This window comes from Providencia sp. PROV200 (assembly GCF_049901995.1).
GTDB classification, from domain to species: domain Bacteria; phylum Pseudomonadota; class Gammaproteobacteria; order Enterobacterales; family Enterobacteriaceae; genus Providencia; species Providencia rettgeri_E.
The window spans coordinates 2,593,556-2,613,580 of sequence record NZ_CP096307.1; the positions used below are offsets into that span (position 1 = coordinate 2,593,556).

Consider the following 20,025-nt stretch of genomic DNA (forward strand, 5'->3'; position numbering starts at 1 on the left):
TATAATTATATGATTGCGGGATTACAGGGTGTCACTTTAGCTTACACTTGTACGCTGAACAAGTCCGATCAGGGTAAATATTTGTATTTTTTTCTTTGTGACGCGAATGAGACTTTTTTATGACGGTAGCCTTACACCGATATCAGCGGTAAAATTTAGGAATTATATAAATAATGTAGGCTTATCGTGAAAAAGAACGCTGTACAAACCGCACGCCTAAGTTGGAATGACGAAGGCACCCCCATGTCTGAACAGTTTGCAGATATCTATTTTTCTAACCAAAATGGCTTAGAAGAAGCTCGCCATGTTTTTTTGCAAGGAAATCATTTTCCTGGCCGTTTTGCTACGCACCCTTCTGCAACCTGTGTAATTGCCGAAACAGGGTTTGGTACCGGTTTGAATTTTTTAGCATTGTGGCAATCTTTTAATCAATTTAAAGCCGCAAACCCCAATGCAACATTACAGCAATTGCATTTCATCAGCTTCGAAAAATACCCATTAACAAAAACAGATTTAATCGCAGCACATCACTGTTGGCCTGAACTTGCTGCCTTATCGCAATCCCTTTGTGATAGCTGGCCACAAGCTTTACCGGGTAACCAGCGGATCATATTAGAAAATGGCCATGTCATATTAGATTTATGGTTTGGCGATGTTAATGAGCACATTTCTTTACTGAAAAATAATTTAAACAATAAGATAGATGCATGGTTTTTAGATGGTTTTGCCCCCTCAAAAAATCCCGAAATGTGGAGTGAACAGCTGTTCACTAACATGGCAAACTTAGCCCGCCTTAATGGGACTTTTGCCACATTTACCGTAGCAGGCGCGGTCAAGCGAGGCCTACAACAAGCTGGCTTCACCCTTAAAAAGGTCAAAGGCTTTGGCAACAAGCGAGAGATGTTAACGGGTGTATTAGCCGAAAAAGAAATTGATATCCCAACGCCTTGGTTTGCAAGACGAAAAGCAGATAACCCAGCTGATGTCGCTATCATTGGTGGTGGGCTCGCCAGTTTAGCAGCGGCCTACGCCCTTCATCATCGCGGTGCAAAAGTTACCCTATATTGCCAAGACGTCCAAGTTGCGCAGAATGCTTCAGGTAATCGCCAAGGGGCTATTTACCCCTTACTCACTGGCACTAATGACCCCCTTGAACGCTTTTTTGTCAGCGCTTTCCCTTTTGCCTCTCGTTTTTATCATCAGCTGGCCAAACAAGGGCTCGCGTTTGAAGGGCAATGGTGTGGAGTGAGCCAATTAGCCTATAACGACAAAGTGGCTCGCAAAATAGCAGGAATGTTAGGAACCGAGTGGCCGGCTGATTTTGCGATTGGTAAAAGTCGTCAGCAACTGAGTGATATTTGCGGCGTTGATGTCAACCATGATGGCATTCATTATGCTTCTGGAGGATGGCTGTGCCCTGCTCAACTGTGTGAGAGTTTGCAACAATATTTGCAACAACAGGGAGTCAACTTCTGTTTTGAACATAGTGTCGTTGAATTAAAACAAACGGAACAAGATTGGCAGTTATTAATTGAAACGGCACAATACAAACAGCTAACACGTGTTCACTCAACAGTCATCATTGCTAATGGGCACAAGTTGCGCCAATTTACACAAACCGTTAATTTACCCATTTCACCTGTGCGTGGGCAAGTCAGCCATATTCCAACCAATCATACGCTACAACAGCTGAAAAATGTTTTGTGTTTTGAAGGGTATTTAACGCCAGCCGATGCCTCTGGCGCGCAACATTGCTTAGGCGCTAGTTATCAGCGTGAACGACTTGATTTAGATTATAGTGAGGAAGAACAACAAGGAAACCGCCAAAAACTGGTTGATAACCTACCCGATGTGACTTGGCCTAGGGATATCGATATTTCCCAGCAACATTCACGCCAAGGTATTCGTTGTGTTATTCGTGACCACTTCCCTTTGGTAGGAAATGTGCCTGATTTCGAGCAACATTTGGCGCACTATCATGATTTACCGACTAAAATCGCCAAGCAACAGCCCATCGCCCTAGCGCCTGTTCACCCAAATTTATTTATTTTTGGTGCATTAGGGTCAAGAGGGTTATCAACCGCCCCACTTTGTGCAGAATTACTTGCCGCCCAAATTTTTGGGCAAGTGCTCCCATTTGACGATGAAACCCTTGCAGAACTCAACCCAAACCGTTTTTGGGTAAGGAAATTATTATTAGGTCGCCCTATTAAACTCCCTTATTAATACATTAAGTTAATGAAATAGCCATTGCACAGCGGTCTTCAGCTGCAAACCCTGCATCGACCTCAGATTGTAAAATAGCCTGTAACTCAGTGGTTAGCTCATTAATTTCAAGAATTTTAAAACCTAAGCGTTGGTAATAAGGTGCATTCCAAGGCACATCACGGCAAGTGGTCAATGTCACTACCGTGATCTTGCGTGCCAAAGCGGCATCAAGAACCTGCTTAATCAACTTTTTACCCAGCCCCTGACCTTGCCATTGCTGGCAAACAGAAACCTCACAAATATGCAGGCTATGATGATGATTTTCAGCATTGATAAAGCCAATTGGTTCATCACAATCATTCACCACAACCCATTCTAATTGCGCTGAAATAAAGCCGAGGTGGTCTTGCTCTGTTTGTCCCTCTCCCTCAGCAAGCCATTGATATTTTTCGACACTCGAGAACGCCTGCCCTGCAGAAGCTTCTACAGCAGGAAGGTGCTTGGCATCAAAGGGGGTTGCTAAACGAATATTCGCCATAATGTTTACCTACAACAAAATTTAGCTAACAAAAAAGCGGGTTTCCCCGCTTTTCATGCAGAAATCTATAAAATTAAATTGCGTTATTTAATAAGTTTTTCCACATATCTAATACCAATACTTGGTCTGGTGGCGTCAATTCGCCTGCTTTGATGGCATTTTGAATACTGACTTCAACACGTTGGTATAATGCTTCAGAACTGGTTTCGTTTTCTTCTTCCAGTTCAGCTACAGCAAGGGTTAAGTGACCACGCAAATAGCCGCCAGCGAAGAGCTCATCATCACTCGCGTGTTCAACCATATCATCAATTTTCGTTAGTATGCGTGTTTCTAAATCCGCAAGCATGCTTAATCCTTACTATATTGTGTGTTCATTAGGCAAAAATATCTTCCGGGTAAGGAAAAGCTTCTGCACAAAGAGGTGGCGTATTGTAAAACAATTGTAACGCATTAATAAAGCGTAATGGGCGCTCAGGGATGCCATTTTCTAAATAAAGCATCACTTGGGCATGAACTTTGCGCATAAACGCAATGCGGTCAGGCTCAAAATCCCCTTCTAAGTTGTCACAACTGACATTAAATGGAATGCCAACAGCAACACAAAACAACCAATCAAGTGCTTGAGGTTTGATTTCCACCACTTCAAACTCACACTGTGTTTTTTCATCTCGCCCATCAGGGCAATACCAATAGCCGTAATCAACTTGCTGGCGCCTTGCTTCCCCTGCGATACACCAATGTGAGATTTCATGTAATCCACTGGTGAAAAAGCCGTGTGCGAATACAATTCGGTGATAAGGCACAGCCTCATCTGCGGGTAAATAAATGGGTTCATCATCCCCTTTTACCAGTCTGGTGTTATATGTCACACCAAAGCATTCATCAAAGATGTTGATTAGATCCTGATAATTATGTGTACTCATGAATAATTTAAATCATCTTAAAATAATGAGAGAAACCAAGCTTTAATCACGTCACCATGGCTATCATGGAGTAATTTAATACTCATCAGCAACGAAATCACCACGATCATCGGCCTGATCAGTTTCTGTCCTTTGGTTAATACCAAACGCGCACCTAAGCGAGCGCCAACCATTTGGCCAATTAGCATAACAAAACCTAATGCCCAAAGAACATGACCCCCGATAATAAAAAACACTAAAGAGCCGAAATTAGAGGCAAAATTAAGTAACTTCGCATGTGCAGTGGCTTTGGCAAGGTTATAGCCAAGCAACAAAACATAACCTAACGCTAAAAATGAACCGGTTCCGGGACCAAATGCCCCATCATAAAAACCCAGAGTCATCCCAATTGCCACCCCGAAAAATGGCATACTAATACGTTGTTGACGGTCTTGCACACCAATTGACGGCGTTAATAAAAAGTATAAACCGACACAAATCACCAAAATAGGCAACAGTTGTTTTAAAAATGCGGTATCAATCATTTGAATGACAATCGCACCTAACATGGCGCCAATCATCGTCATAATGAACGGAAACAGTTGTTCTCGTAAATCTATTGCTTTACGCCTGACGAAATAGAGTGTTGAAGAGAACGAACCGCCAACCGCTTGCAATTTATTGGTCGCTAAAGCTTCAACAGGCGTTATTCCTACAGATAACAGGGCAGGGATCGTTAATAGCCCCCCGCCACCAGCGATAGAGTCAATAAACCCTGCAAACAGCGCAACAAAGAAGAGTAAAGCATAAACTTCAGGTGCAACGGCAGTTAGCCAATCCATTTTACTATCCAAAAAGAAGAAATATCATGATGTTGATGTGAATATATCGCCAATCAGATTTGGTGATATCACAACCTAGATGAGGTATTTTTAGGAGGCTTCATCCGAACCTTCATCATCAACAAAGCGACCTTATAGGCCGCTCAGTTGTCACTACATAAACACAGTAAAAACAGTTACTCAAACGGTTCCATTACTGGTGTCACATCCGCACATTGGCCTCGATGACGTAAATAGTGGTCCATCAGGACAATCGCCATCATCGCTTCTGCAATTGGTACCGCGCGAATGCCTACACAAGGGTCATGACGCCCTTTGGTGATCATTTCAACTTCTTCACCATCACGGTTTAATGTTTTACCTGAAACGGTAATACTGGATGTCGGTTTTAACGCAATATGCGCAATAATCGGCTGGCTGCTGCTAATACCACCTAAAATGCCGCCTGCATGGTTTGAGGTGAAACCATTACGGGTAATTTCATCACGATTTTCACTACCTTTAAGCGCAATAACCCCGAAACCATCACCAATTTCCACCCCTTTCACAGCATTAATACTCATTAACGCATGAGCGAGATCGGCATCTAAACGGTCAAATACCGGCTCACCTAAGCCCGCAGGGACATGCTCTGCAACGACGGTAATTTTAGCACCAATCGAATCACCTTCTTTCTTTAAACCACGCAATAATTCGTCAAGTGCGTCTAACTTGCTTGGATCGGGACAGAAAAATGGGTTTTCTTCGACAATTGACCAGTCTTTAATTTCACAAGCGACTGACCCCATTTGCGTTAAACAACCATGAATTTGCACACCGAGCTTTTCTTGTAAATATTTTTTCGCAATCGCACCTGCTGCAACACGCATGGCTGTTTCACGTGCTGATGAACGACCACCACCACGGTAATCACGCTGGCCATATTTTTGTTCGTAAGTGTAATCCGCATGGCCGGGCCTAAATACATCTTTAATCGCGCCATAATCCTGCGAGCGTTGATCGGTGTTTTCGATTAATAACCCAATACTGGTGCCCGTAGTAACTCCATTAAACACACCAGATAAGATTTTGACTTGGTCAGGCTCCCGACGCGCTGTCGTATAACGCGATGTTCCTGGACGACGACGGTCTAAATCTTTTTGTAAATCTGCTTCTGTCAGTGCTAAGCCTGGGGGAACCCCATCGACGATGCAACCTAATGCAACCCCGTGTGACTCACCAAATGTGGTTACGCGGAAAAGTTGCCCAATTGAATTTCCTGCCATCGGAGTTTCCTATTCTAAGCCATTCTTGTTTTACTAAGAATTTTGGTTGTTAATTATTATATCGTTGTGTCGTTATTATTGATTACATGATCTTGAAACATCACGCAACTGTTGATTAATCGATATAAAGCTCAAAATGTGCGTGGTGCTCGACAAGTTGTTCACGCGTTAACATAAACACCCCGTCACCACCGTATTCAAAGTCTAACCAAATAAATGGAATTTCAGGATATTGTTCAATCAGATGAACCATACTGTTACCCACTTCGCACACTAACACGCCTTCTTCTGTCAGAAAACGCGGTGCATTGGCTAAGATACGACGCACCAGTTTCAAACCATCACTTCCAGCGGCTAGTGCTAGCTCAGGCTCAACACGGAATTCTTCTGGTAAATCGTCCATATCTTCCGCATCCACATACGGAGGATTAGTGACAATTAAATCGTATTTAACCTCTGGCATTTCCCTGAATAAATCCGAACGGATAGGGATCACTCGATGCTCCAAACCATGATTGGCGATATTCTGCTCAGCAACGCTTAGCACATCACTTGAAATATCAACCGCATCGACTTCTGCATCAGGGAATTCATACGCACAAGCAATCGCAATACAACCACTTCCTGTACATAAATCAAGAATGGTTTGTGGTTCATCCGCCACTAAGCCAACAAAATGGTTATTGATTAATTCACCAATTGGCGAACGTGGGATAAGCACGCGCTCATCAACATAAAACTCATGGCCACAGAACCATGAGCGATTAGTCAGGTATGCGACTGGAATACGCTCATTAATACGGCGCAAAACACGCTCAATAATGCGGTGGCGTTCCGTTGGCGTTAGGCGTGAGGTTAACAGCTCATCGGGCAGGTCTAGAGGCAGGTAAAGTGTTGGTAACACCAATTGTAGCGCCTCATCCCATGGGTTATCTGTACCGTGGCCATAGTACACATTGGCTGCATTAAAGCGGCTCATCGTCCAACGTAAAATATCTTGAATGGTATGAAGTTCTGCAACGGCTTCATCAACGAAAATCTTTTCCAAGAAGGGGTTCTCCAGCCTGTATTTTGAAAGGGAATATATGAATAACTAAAGTTTGCCACGAAGTGAAAGACAAATCAGCAGATTAATGTAATAAAATTTGCCAAGGGGATCGGCTCATCGCGCTTATTAATGCATGTTTTGACGTAAAAACGCCCTTTATTTAGCTAAAGGGCGTGAGGAAAATAACAAGTTCAGCAAAGAAGCAACAATATTAGCTTTCGTTTTGCAGTACGATTTCCGCCTCTTTCACAGGTTTTTTTACCCAAAGTGCGTAGGCGATAGTCAGTAATACTAACCAAACAATGCCTACATAGAGTGCAATTCGTGTTGATTCAAAATACCCCAAGACACCAAAAACAAACACCATAAATGCAATGGCTAAAATAGGAGCGACAGGCCACATCGGTACAGGGAATTTTAATTGGCTAATTTCTTCTGGCGACATTTTTTTGCGCATTGCAAACTGTGACAGTAAAATCATCAACCATACCCAAATCGTCGCGAACGTCGCAATTGACGCAATCACCACAAACACATCGTCAGGAATGACATAGTTCAATACTACGCCCACCAGTAATACCGCGACCATCACTAATACCGTCATCCAAGGCACGCCGTTTTTTGTCAGCTTGGTAAAGGCTTTTGGTGCTTGTCCTTCATGTGCCATGCCATACATCATACGCCCTGCACCAAAGATATCGCTGTTAATTGCCGAAATTGCTGCTGTGATCACCACAATATTTAAGATATTCGCTGCAGATTGAATACCTAAGCTATCGAAGATCTGCACAAATGGACTACCTTGCTGCCCAATTTGGTTCCATGGATAAATACACATCAAGACAAATAACGTCAGGACATAGAACAATAAGATACGAATTGGCACCGCATTAATCGCTCTTGGGATCGTGGTTTCAGGGTTTTTCGCTTCACTCGCGGTAATACCAATAACTTCAATTCCCCCGAACGCAAACATCACCACCGCAAAGGATGCAATCACCCCACCAATACCATTTGGCATAAACCCATCGTGAATAAATAAGTTTGATACCCCAACCGCATGGTCTGCAGCTTGGCCAAAACCAAACATCATAATGGCGGCACCACCGACAATCATCGCAATAATCGCAATAACTTTAATGATTGACAGCCAAAACTCCATTTCACCGAAGGTTTTCACGTGACATAGGTTTATCGCACCAATAAAGAAAATAATGCTTAACACCCAGATCCACTGTGCAACCTCTGGAAACCACAGTTTCATATAAACACCAAATGCCGTCACGTCCGCCAAGCAAACAATAAGCATTTCAAAAACATAGGTCCAACCCGCAAAAAAACCGGCTCTCGGCCCTAAATAATGGCTGGCATACTGTGAGAACGACCCCGCAAGTGGTCGATGAACCGCCATTTCACCCAGTGCTCTCATAACCATAAACACTGCGGCACCGCCGATAATATAGGCGAGCAATACCGCGGGACCCGCGGTTTCTATTGCTTTCGCTGAACCATAAAACAAACCTGTACCAATCGCAGAACCTAAAGCCATAAATCGAATGTGGCGCGCAGAAAGCCCTCGCGCAAGTTGTGATGTGCTTTGCATGATTTATCCTTCGTATTATTTTATTGTCGTGCAGATAAATACTTCAGGCGGCCAGTACATTGCCGGCCACCTTTTATTTGCTTGATATATTAGTTAGGGAAGACTGCGCCAGCCTTGAAGAGCGCAGACAGTTTATATTGGTTAATTAAATTAATTGCCGCTTCAATATCAGGGGCAAAATAACGGTCTTTATCATAGTAAGTCACTTGATCACGTAATGTTTTACGTGCTTTTTCCAAGGTTTCACTCGACTTCAAACCTTCACGGAAATCCATACCCTGACACGCAGAAAGCCATTCAATGGCTAAAATACCCGTGACATTCTTTGCCATCTCCCATAATCGACGCCCCGCTGCAGGTGCCATCGAAACATGGTCTTCTTGGTTAGCCGACGTTGGTAGGCTATCGACACTTGAAGGATGGGCTAATGCTTTGTTTTCACTGGCTAATGCAGCGGCCGTCACTTGGGCTATCATAAAACCTGAGTTCACGCCCCCATTATTCACTAAGAACGGTGGCAACTGCGACATGTGGGTATCCATCAATAATGCAATGCGACGTTCGGATAACGCACCAATTTCCGCTAACGCAAGCGCAATATTATCTGCCGCCATCGCAACAGGCTCTGCATGGAAATTACCGCCCGAAATAATATCGCCATTATCAGTAAAGACTAATGGGTTATCTGACACCGCATTGGATTCAATTAATATCACTTCGGCTGCTTGACGAATTTGAGTTAAACAAGCCCCCATGACTTGTGGTTGGCAACGTAATGAATACGGATCTTGCACTTTCACACAGTTCTCATGGGACTTCGCCAATTCACTCGTCGGTGATAAAATATCACGGAACATCGCCGCAACATCAATTTGCCCTTTTTGCCCTCGAACTTCTTGCACGCGTGCATCGAACGGTTTACGAGAGCCCAGTGTGGCTTCAACACTCAGCGCTCCACAGACAATGCCAGATAGCAGCAATTTTTCTGCTTCAAATAACCCTTTTAGTGCAAAAGCGGTGGAAGTTTGCGTCCCATTTAATAATGCCAAGCCTTCTTTCGCTTCTAATTTCAGGGGCTTTAACCCGGCCTTTTCAAGGGCTTTTTTCGCTGAAATCCATTTACCTTCAACGCGTGCTTTACCCTCACCTAATAAAATCAAGCTCATATGCGCTAATGGCGCTAAGTCGCCAGAAGCCCCCACAGAGCCCTTAGCCGGTATAAATGGATAAACTTGCGCATTCACTAATGCAATTAAAGCATTAATGACTTCAAGGCGAATACCAGAGAAACCGCGAGCCAAACTATTAATTTTGAGTACCATGATTAAACGCACGAGGTCATCATCTAACGGCTCGCCAACACCCGCTGCGTGAGACATCACAATAGAGCGTTGTAATGATTGCAAATCTTTAGTCGCAATACGCGTATTAGCAAGTAAGCCAAACCCCGTATTGATACCGTAAGCGGTTCTATCTTCCTCAATAATTTTATTTACTGTCGCGACACTTTTTTCAATCGCCGTATGCGCTTTTTTGTCTAAAGAGACAGTTACTGCTTGCTGGAAAACAACGCGTAAGTCTTCGAGTGTCATTTTTCCTGGGTGAATAGTTAACTTAGTCATTAATGGCACTCCTTAACGTGTTTTAATCATTGGTAAATTAAGATTTTTTTCTTGCGCACAGGCAATCGCGATGTCATAGCCCGCATCAGCATGGCGCATGACGCCAGTTGCCGGGTCATTGTGCAATACTCGAGCAATACGCTCTGCAGCTTCATCCGTTCCATCACACACAATCACTACCCCTGAGTGCTGAGAGAAGCCCATGCCTACGCCACCACCGTGATGTAAAGACACCCACGTCGCACCACTGGCTGTATTTAATAACGCATTGAGTAACGGCCAGTCTGAAACAGCATCAGAGCCATCTTTCATAGATTCTGTTTCTCGATTTGGGCTTGCTACTGAACCTGAGTCTAGGTGGTCACGGCCGATAACAATTGGAGCCGAAACCTCGCCGCTTCTGACCATCTCATTGAATGCTAAACCTAATTTAGCGCGATCCCCAAGCCCGACCCAACAGATACGCGCTGGCAAACCTTGAAAGCTGATACGTTCACGCGCCATATCCAACCAGCGGTGCAAGTGCTTATCATCCGGTAAAAGTTCTTTCACTTTCGCATCGGTTTTATAGATATCTTCAGGATCCCCTGATAACGCGACCCAACGGAATGGGCCAACACCACGGCAAAATAGCGGACGGATATAAGCCGGTACGAAACCGGGGAAATCAAACGCATTTTCGACGCCCATTTCCAATGCCATTTGGCGAATATTGTTCCCATAATCAAAGGTGGGGATCCCTTGTTGTTTGAATGCCAGCATCGCTTTAACGTGTTCCGCCATGGATTTTTTTGCCGCTAACGCGGTGGCTTGCGGGTCTTGTACACTGCGTTCACGGTACTCTTCCCAGCTCATCCCAATTGGCAAATAACCATTCAATGGGTCATGAGCACTTGTCTGATCGGTCACCATATCCGGTTTTACACCACGTTTGACAAGCTCAGGAAGAACTTCAGCGGCATTCGCACACAGTGCGATAGAAATGGCTTTTCCTTCCGATGTGTATTTTTTAAGACGCGCTAACGCATCATCAAGATCGGTCGCTTGTTCATCCACATAATGGGTTCTTAAGCGGAAGTCGATGCGGCTTTGTTGACATTCAATATTCAAAGAACACGCACCCGCCAATGTCGCAGCAAGAGGTTGCGCCCCTCCCATACCACCTAAACCTGCGGTAAGTACCCAGCGCCCGGTTAAATCACCGTTAAAGTGCTGACGCGCGGCTTCAACAAAGGTTTCATAGGTTCCTTGCACAATGCCTTGACTGCCGATGTAAATCCAGCTACCTGCGGTCATTTGCCCATACATGGCGAGGCCTTTCGCATCCAACTCATTAAAATGTTCCCAGTTTGCCCAATGTGGCACTATATTTGAGTTGGCGATTAAAACACGCGGAGCATTTTCATGGGTTTTAAAAACACCGACAGGCTTACCTGACTGTACCAACAGTGTTTCATCGCTCTCGAGCTGTTTCAGGGACTCAACAATTTGGTCATAACATTGCCAATTCCGTGCCGCACGCCCAATGCCACCATAGACCACTAATTCATGAGGGTTTTCTGCAACATCCGGGTCAAGGTTATTCATTAACATACGTAATGGGGCTTCAGTGAGCCAACTTTTGGCACTTAATGTGCTCCCCCGCGGCGCCCTAATTTCGATATTTCGATATTTATTATTCAGTCCTGTCACTTGTATACCCTCTTTTATCTGTCCATTAACGACCTTTTACTGTTCTTATAGATATAGTTGTATATACATGTAGGATCAATCAATCTTTTAACATAAAGATTAAAAAAATGTGACATAAAGATATTTTTGTTTAGATAAAACAATTAGATAAAAAACAAGATTGATATTTTGGTGTGTTTTCTTTATTCTAAATATGCCTACCAAGTCACATTTAATTTACAATAAATTCACACCAAATGGGTATGGAAGAGAATAGCTCGATACGATAAGCGGAAAATAGGTTGTATATCATTCCGCCCATATATTTACGTGGTGAAATAACTTATGACGTGAAACTACCTTTAAGCTTATAGCGGTGGCCAGGAAACAATAGCTTGGTACTTGTCACCGTGAAAGACTGGGACCAAGTACGCCTTGTAATTAGCAAACAAGATGCGCCGGTGGTTATTTGCAATAACCTTGCTGAACGCTCATCAGCTTCTACAGCCTCAACAATATGCTCTCCTTGTGTTAAAGGAGCTACTTGAGACAAATAATCATGAGGTGTGATCGATAAAAAATTTTGCTGTAAATAATCAGGCGCTGCTAACGCATTGACATATCTGTCTTCAATTTGAACAGGAATATCATTCTCTAAATGAACAATAATAGAGTGGAACACTGCCGTATCCGGCCTGATATTTAACTCATTTGCGAGTGCGGGTGATGCTTGTATTTCTTCGAGTTTAATTATCCGGCAACTATATTTGTGGTTTCTTGCCAGTATTTCCGCTTCAATACTGTGAATTTCAAATAGTGCAGATTGACCTTTTGGCTCAGCCACAAACGTCCCTACCCCCTGCAAACGAACCAACAACCCTTCTGCAGTTAATTCACGTAGTGCTCGGTTTGCCGTCATTCGACTACATTGAAACTGCGTGACTAACTCAGCCTCAGATGGAATCCGGTCATTTGCCTGCCATTCTGCTGTATGGATCTTTTCAATTATCGATTGTTTTACTTGCAAATACAGTGGGAGCGGTGCCCCTTGTTTATCCTTTTTATCGGCTGTCACAGTCATTTCCAATTTAATGATTAAAATCTTAAGTATTAATATGCTATTTATTAAATAGCATACAACACGACCTGGGTGCTATCGGACATTTTTTATCCTGACAGTCGCGAATAAAAACATCATGCTTAATTATTGAGCATTTACATAATTAAACGATGCTATTTCAATAAAAACAAACAGAAAACATTTAAGGTATATAGCAGCAAACATCCTCATTCACTGCTATCAATTATTGTTATTTCTGTGGATAAACTGATGGGTCACACATATCACCGTTTCGATGGGTAATGTTGCCTTCATGGACTCTGATGAGCAATGGGTTGCTCCCTTGCTCATAAATCATTTCGACTGGCTCTTGCGCATCCCACACAATAAAATCAGCAACAAAGCCCGTTTTTAACTGCCCATGGCTATTTTCACGGCCTAACGCTTTCGCTGCGTGACGTGTCACGCCAGCCCATACCTCTTCAGGTGTCAGCTTGAATAAGACAGCACCCATATTCATAATAATACGCAATGAAGCAAAGGGACTGGTGCCTGGGTTAAAATCTGTTGAAACCGCCATAGGGACATTGTATTCCCGCAATAATTCAATAGGCGGCAACTTGGTTTCCCTTAAAAAATAAAATGCCCCCGGTAGTAAGACTGCAACGGTTCCGCTCGCTTTAAGTGCTTTAACCCCTTCTAAATCTAGATATTCAATGTGGTCAACCGATAAACCTTTGTATCGAGCAACTAATTCGCTCCCACCTAAATTTGATAACTGCTCCATATGCCCTTTCACAGGAATGCCTAATTTCTGAGCTGCTGAAAATAATTTTTCGCTTTGGGCGAGGGAAAACCCCACGCTTTCACAGAAAACATCGACTGCCTCAAACAAGCCTTTTTCCCATAGTTCAGGCATAATTTTTTGACAAATCAAATCAATGTAGTCATCAGGCTTATCTTTATATTCAACGGGTACTGTGTGAGCGGAGAGTAATGTTGAACTGACTGAAATAGGATATTGTGCAGATAACCGTTTTGCGACTTGCAATTGTTTTTCTTCATTTTCATAGTCGAGACCATAGCCCGATTTCATTTCAATGCTTGTCACCCCTTCTCGAATTAATGCTTCGAGCCTTGGTTTTGCCCGCTCAAATAATTCGTTCTCGCTCATCTTACGTGTTTCTCGCACTGTAGAATTAATTCCACCACCTTGAGCGCTGATGGTTTCATAAGAAACCCCATTCATTCGCTGTTCCCATTCAGAAGCGCGGTCACCACCAAAAACGAGATGTGTATGGCAATCGATTAATCCTGGGGTTATTAATTTACCTTTTACATCAATAACCTGGCAGTCATTTAATTCAATTTCCTGAGTAGGAACAATTGCAACTATTTTATTATCACGAACGACTAAATCATGGTGATTAATAAGTCCATAAGGGGCAGGCAGTTCTGGATCCATAGTGGCAATACGGCCATTACGCCAAACAACATCCTGCGAGTGTGTTTTGAATACCATCGTTTTTCCTATTGTTATTGAACTGAGTTTTACTCATTGATTCATAAATAGTATAGATATGTATATACAATTAGACTAGCAAGTCCCCTTTTGTCAATGCTTACCTGCAAAAAGGTTATAAATATGTTACTTAGCGCGAACAATCTGCGATTATCACCATTCACCAAAAATGAGTTACACTACCAACCAGAAAAATTGATCACAAAAATACACGATTAACATTATGAAAAAAAAATTTGGTCTAGAAGATGAAGAGATCCGTCTTTTCAAAGAAGCCATTAGTGGAGCAAAAAAGATCCACCAGGACCAAGTCCTGCACGCACCTGTTCGCACCAAGGTGACACAACCATCAAATAAAAAAGTCATGCAAGAACAGGTTGACGCCTCTTTTTATTTTTCAGATGAATTTCAACCTCAACTTGAACATGAAGGCCCAACGCGTTATTTGAGGCCCGACGCTAACCCTTATGAATTAAAAAAACTTCGTCGGGGTGACTATGTTCCCGAATTATTTTTAGATTTACATGGCTTAACACAAATGGAAGCAAAACAAGAAATTGGTGCGCTCATTGCGGCATGTAAGCGTGAAAATGTCTATTGCGCCTGCATTATGCACGGCCATGGTAAACATGTTTTAAAGCAACAAACACCATTATGGTTAGCCCAACACCCTGATATTATTGCTTTTCACCAAGCACCTAAAGAATGGGGGGGGAATGCAGCCTTATTACTACTCATTGAAACTGCAGAGAGCGCTCGCCGTTAAGCGCTCATCCGTTCTGTATTATTTTGCAAATAATAGTTGTGATGGACTCAACATCCATTCTAAATGACTTTTCTGATGAGCCACGTCAATATCAACACATGCCACTGTTGATGTGGTGAACATCGGAGGTTCTTTATGTGGACATAGCTCCGACACTAAATACCCTACCAGCGGTAAATGAGATACAACTAATATCGCATTAGCGCCTAGCACAGCAAGGTCTCGAATATGATCAGCCACAAATGCGGCATTCCCACCTGGCGTTAATTGCCTTAAAACTTCCGACTTTGCTGGTAAATCAAGGTGTTGACTCACAACCTGCCTAGTTTGTTCGGCTCTTAGATAGGGGCTCACTAACACCGAATCAATCTTAATACCTTGGTTCTGTAACCATTGAGCCATTAATACTGAGTCGTCTTTTCCCTTTTGAGTCAATGGGCGCTCAGCATCGCTAGGCGCTTGTATCGCTGCATCACCGTGACGCATAATGTAAACTTGCATAATCCACCATCTGAGTAACCTACCTGATTAAGGTGGCTATTCTTTTGTTGTTAAGATAATTGTTGTAAAAGTAACCATCAGTTGGGGTGAAAGGTGATTCTGCATGAAATGTTCAATAAAGAAAATGATTTGAGTGGATTTTTGTCTATGTTTTATCGGCAGACATGACAAAAAACAGATTTATTTTTTTAATATCATAAAGTTAATACAGACAATTTATTATCGTGGATAATCGCTCTGCACGTTCAGAGAAACCTAATACTAAAAACAGGTTCAGTATCAGGCATTAGGCCATTGAATTGACGGTTAAACCGCTACCATTTCAATGACCTACTCTCTCGCTTTTTACTTGCTCTTATTCTTCCATATGATCAGGGAAAAATGTTTGATTACTCTCAGCCATATCACACAATAACTCGCAAGGCTTAAATTTATCGCCGTATTGCATTGCTAAGTTGTGTAGCGTATCTACAGTCTTAGTAATCCCCAAGCTATCCATATACCGAAACGGACCACCAAAGAATGGCGGGAAACCGATACCAAATACCGCCCCTACATCCCCATCACGTGCACTTTTAATAATCTTTTCATCAAGGCAACGGGCCGCTTCGTTAAGCATCATCATAACGCACCGCTGTGCAATATCCGCTTTAGTCAATGTATTGTTGGGAACTACGCCAATCAGTGAATAAATGGTTTTATCGACTTGACGTTTACTGGCTTTTTTCCAAAACCACAACTTATTAGTGTGATGACCATATTCATAAAAACCTTTGCCGTTTTTCTTACCTTTACGGCCATCTTTAACGACTTTATCGAGAATATCAGGGGCTTTGAAACGCTCACCAAAACGCTCAACTAAAATCGGTAAAATTTTAGTTCCTACATCAATACCGACTTCGTCTAATAGATTAAATGGCCCGACAGGGAAACCAAATTCAACTAAAGCGCGATCAATGTGCTCTATTGACTCGCCTTCAACAAGGCATTGGGCAGCTTCACACAAGAAAGGCGCTAAAATGCGATTTACATAAAAACCGGCATCATCCCCTACGACAATGGCTGTTTTACCTTGACGTTTTGCTAAAGCAACAACGGTTGCAATCGTTGTTTCGTTTGTTTGTTGGTGAGGGATGACTTCAACCAACGGCATTTTATCGACTGGACTAAAATAGTGTAGACCAATGACTTTTTCCGGGTGAGTCGCATTCTCTGCAATTTGGTGAATAGGTAAAGATGATGTATTAGAAGCAAAAATGGCTTGTTGTTTCGACATCTGTTCAACTTCAGCAACCATTTTTTGTTTTAGAGCCAAATCTTCAAACACGGCTTCAATAACAATATCTGCGTTTTCAAGCCCTTGATAACTCAATGTGCCTGATACCTTAGCCATAATAGCGGCACGTTCTCGGGCTAATAACCGCCGTTTGATAACTCGCTGAGTCAGTAGATCCCAGCTATAACGCAAAGCTTGGGTGACACCTTTATCTGAAATATCTTTAATACGAACCGGCAATTTACCTTGAAAAGCGGTGACATAAGCAATTCCCCCCCCCATCAACCCGCCGCCAAGCACACCAACTTGATTAATTTTCAAGGGTGCGGCTTGCGCCCCTGTTTCATTTTTTAACGCAGTGACCGCAAAAAATAAATTACGTAATGCGGCAGACTCTGGTGTCATCACGAGTTCACCGAAGGCTTTCGCTTCTTCTGCGTAACCTGCTTGTAAACCTTTATTCATACCTGTTTTCACAACATGAATAATTTTTTCGGGGGCTGGATAATGGCCTTTGGTTTTGCTGAGCGCTTTTTGCTTTGCACTATCGAATACTTTATTACGTAATAATTTACTGCTTAATAAACGCTGTTGCCAATGGATAGCGGGACGCTGAACGCCCCCTTTTTTCACCATCTTCACTGCAACGTCGAGTAAAATAGGCTGAGGAACGACATCATCAACCAACCCTATTTTCAGCGCCTGTTTTGCTTTTAACTGGCGGCCTGTCAGCATTAAATCCAATGCATGTGGAATACCAATCAACCGAGGTAAACGCTGCGTTCCCCCAGAACCTGGCAATAACCCCAACTGTACTTCGGGCAAGCCTAATTTCGTTTTATCATCATGGGAACAAACCCGCGCATGACATGCCAAGGCAAGCTCTAACCCGCCGCCTAAACACGCGCCGTGTATTGCAGCAATAATAGGCAATGGGTAATTATCGATTTTATCAAATAGTACGTGGCCTGCTTTTGACAACTCACTGGCTTGGGCTTTACTTTCACAGCCAGCTATCATGCTAATATCTGCGCCTGCAATAAAATTGTCTTTTTTCCCTGAGGTGATAACTAAACCTTTTAAACCAGAGGTAGACTGCGCTTGTTGTAAAATGGCAAGGAATTGCTCCGCAAATTCCGCTTTTAATGTATTCACTTTTTCATTCGGTACATCAATGAAGATGACCCCGACGTTTTCATCATAAATTTCTAAACGGAAAGCCTGTTGTGTTTTTTCTCTTGCAACTTCTATAGCAGAATTTTGAGCCATTATTCCACCTCTAAGATCATAGCTGCACCTAAACCACCCGCAGCACAAGCTGTTGTTAAACCAAAACCACCACCCCGTCTGCGCAATTCATTTAGGGTTTGTGTCACCATTCGTGCGCCTGTGGCTGCAAATGGGTGCCCGTAAGCGATAGAGCCCCCTAGGACATTAAATTTATCCATATCCACTTCGCCAATTGCGTTATCCATTCCCAATTTTTCTTGAGCGAATTTACGGCTACCAAACATGTGTAAATTAGCGAGCGTTTGCGCTGCAAAAGCTTCATGCATATCAATCAGGGATAAATCTTGCAGCGATAACCCTGCTCGTTTCAACGCAAGCGGGGTAGCATAAGAAGGCCCTAAAAGCATATCTTCCCATACGTCTATCGCTGAAAACGCATAGCTTCGAATATAACCTAACGGCGTATAACCCAGCGATTTTGCTCGAGACTCGGTCATCATCAATACTGCTGCGGCACCATCCGTCAACGGCGTGCTGTTCGCCGCGGTCACACTACCGTGCTTACGGTCAAAGGCCGGTTTTAATTTCGCATAGGATGATAATACTGAGTTTGTACGCACATTGTTATCTTGGGAAAAGGCTTGCTTAAAGGGGGGCATATATGCGGTCATAACTTCATCATTTAACGCACCATTTTCCCACGCTTTGGTCGCTAACATATGCGAGCGATGAGCAAGCTCATCTTGCTGAGCTCGGCTAATTTGATAACTTTTCGCCATTTGCTCCGCAGTATCTCCCATACGCAGCCCCGTAGAGTATTCCGCAACCCCGGGAGCAACAGGCGCTAAATCTTTCAAGCGTAATTTCGCTAACAGTGATAATTTTTGCCCAACAGACTTTGCTTTGCTTAATGCTAATAATGTCTCTGCCAATTTTTTTGATACGCCAATTGGAAGCACAGAGGATGAATCAGCTCCGCCAGCAATACCGATAGAAATATCGCCAACCTTCATACTTTGAGCAACGTTAACAATTGCTTGAAAGCTGGTGGCGCAAGCTCGGGATACACTATAAGCATCCGTTGAGACACTCATCCCTGTTCCAAGAACAATTTCCCGCGCAATATTCGGTGCTTCAGGCATTTGTACCACTTGCCCAAATACCAGTTGCTCAATCAGGTTTCTATCTAAATCATTACGGGCTAATAATTCAGCAACTACGGCTTTACCGAGATCGACGGCTGGGATTCCTGCGTATGCCGTAGATTGCTTTGCAAAAGGCAAGCGTAGACCACTGACAATGGCGATCCTTTCATTTGTTTTATCTGTATTTTCACCATGGTTGAGATGTTGATTCATGGTCGCTCCTGCTAAAAGCAAAAATGAAAATTATAGTTAACTAACTCACTAAGCGGACAAGGAGGTCTGACCTGTAGTGATTGTTAACATAAATTTCACAATTATCAATGAGTATTAATAAAAAATGCGAGCAGGTACGCAACTTAGAGTAAAAACCCAACAAATTATCGCAGAAGAAAACAGAGAGGAATAAAGGAAGCCTTTTATCACTGAGCGTTAATTACGCTATCGTTTTAGTGATAAAAGGCAAATCAGAGCAAATTCAAACGATTGATTAGCGAAGGCCTAATTGAAAAATCAGGCTTTCAGCTTCACAGCTAAAACTAAACTCAGCCGTCAGCTCAACGCCACCCTCTACAGACTTAATAGAATGGGTTATCGCACAAGGGTCTGACTCAACAGATTTTGCTTTCTCTGTGAGTGTTTTCAACATAGTTTCCGCTTCATTTTGTGTAGCGAATACATGCTGATACGAGGCAGTGCAGTCTTTATTATCTAATACTGTTCCCACATCTACGCAGCAGCAGGCTGCGGTTTCATCCGCGCTACAACGGTTAATCGCATCAGTCATTTTACTCTCCAAATAAACAAACTGTTAAGTCGCTATCATAAC

17 protein-coding genes are annotated in these 20,025 nt (G+C 43.0%); 2 read left to right on the forward strand and 15 right to left on the reverse strand.

Annotated features, from left to right (window positions below):
* Positions 1–186 precede the first annotated feature (186 nt).
* Complete coding sequence (mnmC, locus tag M1E86_RS11865; RefSeq protein ID WP_285316796.1) at positions 187–2,226, forward strand: bifunctional tRNA (5-methylaminomethyl-2-thiouridine)(34)-methyltransferase MnmD/FAD-dependent 5-carboxymethylaminomethyl-2-thiouridine(34) oxidoreductase MnmC; 2,040 nt, start codon at positions 187–189, stop codon at positions 2,224–2,226.
* Positions 2,227–2,230: 4 nt separating this feature from the next.
* Here the strand turns inward: mnmC and M1E86_RS11870 are convergent, their stop codons facing one another.
* The 11 genes from M1E86_RS11870 to hutI all read right to left on the reverse strand — a co-directional run bounded on the left by M1E86_RS11870 (position 2,231) and on the right by hutI (position 14,281).
* Positions 2,231–2,746 (reverse strand): GNAT family N-acetyltransferase, encoded by a 516-nt coding sequence (locus M1E86_RS11870; protein ID WP_213913208.1) that lies wholly within the window; start codon positions 2,744–2,746, stop codon positions 2,231–2,233.
* 73 nt (positions 2,747–2,819) lie between these two features.
* Positions 2,820–3,092 (reverse strand): YfcL family protein, encoded by a 273-nt coding sequence (locus M1E86_RS11875; RefSeq protein WP_004257217.1) that lies wholly within the window; start codon positions 3,090–3,092, stop codon positions 2,820–2,822.
* A 28-nt stretch (positions 3,093–3,120) separates the two neighbouring features.
* Positions 3,121–3,669, reverse strand: coding sequence for an elongation factor P hydroxylase (locus M1E86_RS11880; RefSeq protein ID WP_125891342.1), 549 nt, complete (start codon positions 3,667–3,669; stop codon positions 3,121–3,123).
* Between the two features lie 17 nt (positions 3,670–3,686).
* Positions 3,687–4,490 (reverse strand): TSUP family transporter, encoded by an 804-nt coding sequence (locus tag M1E86_RS11885; protein WP_004912371.1) that lies wholly within the window; start codon positions 4,488–4,490, stop codon positions 3,687–3,689.
* A 176-nt stretch (positions 4,491–4,666) separates the two neighbouring features.
* Positions 4,667–5,755: a chorismate synthase gene (gene aroC / locus M1E86_RS11890; protein ID WP_125891343.1), complete on the reverse strand. Its 1,089-nt coding sequence runs from the start codon at positions 5,753–5,755 to the stop codon at positions 4,667–4,669.
* 115 nt (positions 5,756–5,870) lie between these two features.
* Positions 5,871–6,803, reverse strand: coding sequence for a 50S ribosomal protein L3 N(5)-glutamine methyltransferase (gene prmB / locus M1E86_RS11895; protein WP_125891344.1), 933 nt, complete (start codon positions 6,801–6,803; stop codon positions 5,871–5,873).
* Between the two features lie 211 nt (positions 6,804–7,014).
* Positions 7,015–8,406 carry an amino acid permease gene (locus M1E86_RS11900; RefSeq protein ID WP_213913207.1) on the reverse strand — a complete coding sequence of 464 codons (1,392 nt, stop codon included), beginning with the start codon at positions 8,404–8,406 and terminating at the stop codon, positions 7,015–7,017.
* Positions 8,407–8,495: 89 nt separating this feature from the next.
* Positions 8,496–10,028 (reverse strand): histidine ammonia-lyase, encoded by a 1,533-nt coding sequence (gene hutH / locus M1E86_RS11905; RefSeq protein ID WP_125891346.1) that lies wholly within the window; start codon positions 10,026–10,028, stop codon positions 8,496–8,498.
* 12 nt (positions 10,029–10,040) lie between these two features.
* Positions 10,041–11,720, reverse strand: a complete 1,680-nt coding sequence (hutU, locus tag M1E86_RS11910) for a urocanate hydratase (protein WP_125891347.1) — start codon at positions 11,718–11,720, stop codon at positions 10,041–10,043.
* A 322-nt stretch (positions 11,721–12,042) separates the two neighbouring features.
* The gene (gene hutC / locus M1E86_RS11915; RefSeq protein ID WP_213913206.1) at positions 12,043–12,780 is read right to left on the reverse strand and encodes a histidine utilization repressor; all 738 of its coding nucleotides are present in this window, start codon (positions 12,778–12,780) and stop codon (positions 12,043–12,045) included.
* A 229-nt stretch (positions 12,781–13,009) separates the two neighbouring features.
* Positions 13,010–14,281, reverse strand: coding sequence for an imidazolonepropionase (gene hutI, locus M1E86_RS11920; RefSeq protein WP_213913205.1), 1,272 nt, complete (start codon positions 14,279–14,281; stop codon positions 13,010–13,012).
* A 223-nt stretch (positions 14,282–14,504) separates the two neighbouring features.
* Between hutI and smrB the strand changes: the two genes are divergently transcribed.
* Positions 14,505–15,047: an endonuclease SmrB gene (gene smrB / locus M1E86_RS11925; protein ID WP_125891350.1), complete on the forward strand. Its 543-nt coding sequence runs from the start codon at positions 14,505–14,507 to the stop codon at positions 15,045–15,047.
* Positions 15,048–15,065: 18 nt separating this feature from the next.
* Here smrB and sixA read toward each other — a convergent pair whose 3' ends face one another.
* The 4 genes from sixA to M1E86_RS11945 all read right to left on the reverse strand — a co-directional run bounded on the left by sixA (position 15,066) and on the right by M1E86_RS11945 (position 19,983).
* On the reverse strand, positions 15,066–15,548 hold the full coding sequence (sixA, locus tag M1E86_RS11930) for a phosphohistidine phosphatase SixA (protein WP_213913204.1): 483 nt from the start codon (positions 15,546–15,548) through the stop codon (positions 15,066–15,068).
* Positions 15,549–15,903: 355 nt separating this feature from the next.
* A complete protein-coding gene (gene fadJ, locus M1E86_RS11935) occupies positions 15,904–18,093 on the reverse strand; it encodes a fatty acid oxidation complex subunit alpha FadJ (RefSeq protein ID WP_213913203.1) in 2,190 nt (729 codons plus the stop codon).
* On the reverse strand, positions 18,093–19,412 hold the full coding sequence (gene fadI / locus M1E86_RS11940) for an acetyl-CoA C-acyltransferase FadI (RefSeq protein WP_125891353.1): 1,320 nt from the start codon (positions 19,410–19,412) through the stop codon (positions 18,093–18,095). The genes fadJ and fadI overlap by 1 nt, the downstream gene beginning before the upstream one ends.
* A 274-nt stretch (positions 19,413–19,686) precedes the next feature.
* Positions 19,687–19,983, reverse strand: coding sequence for a YfcZ/YiiS family protein (locus M1E86_RS11945; protein WP_213913202.1), 297 nt, complete (start codon positions 19,981–19,983; stop codon positions 19,687–19,689).
* Between the last annotated feature and the right edge of the window lie 42 nt (positions 19,984–20,025).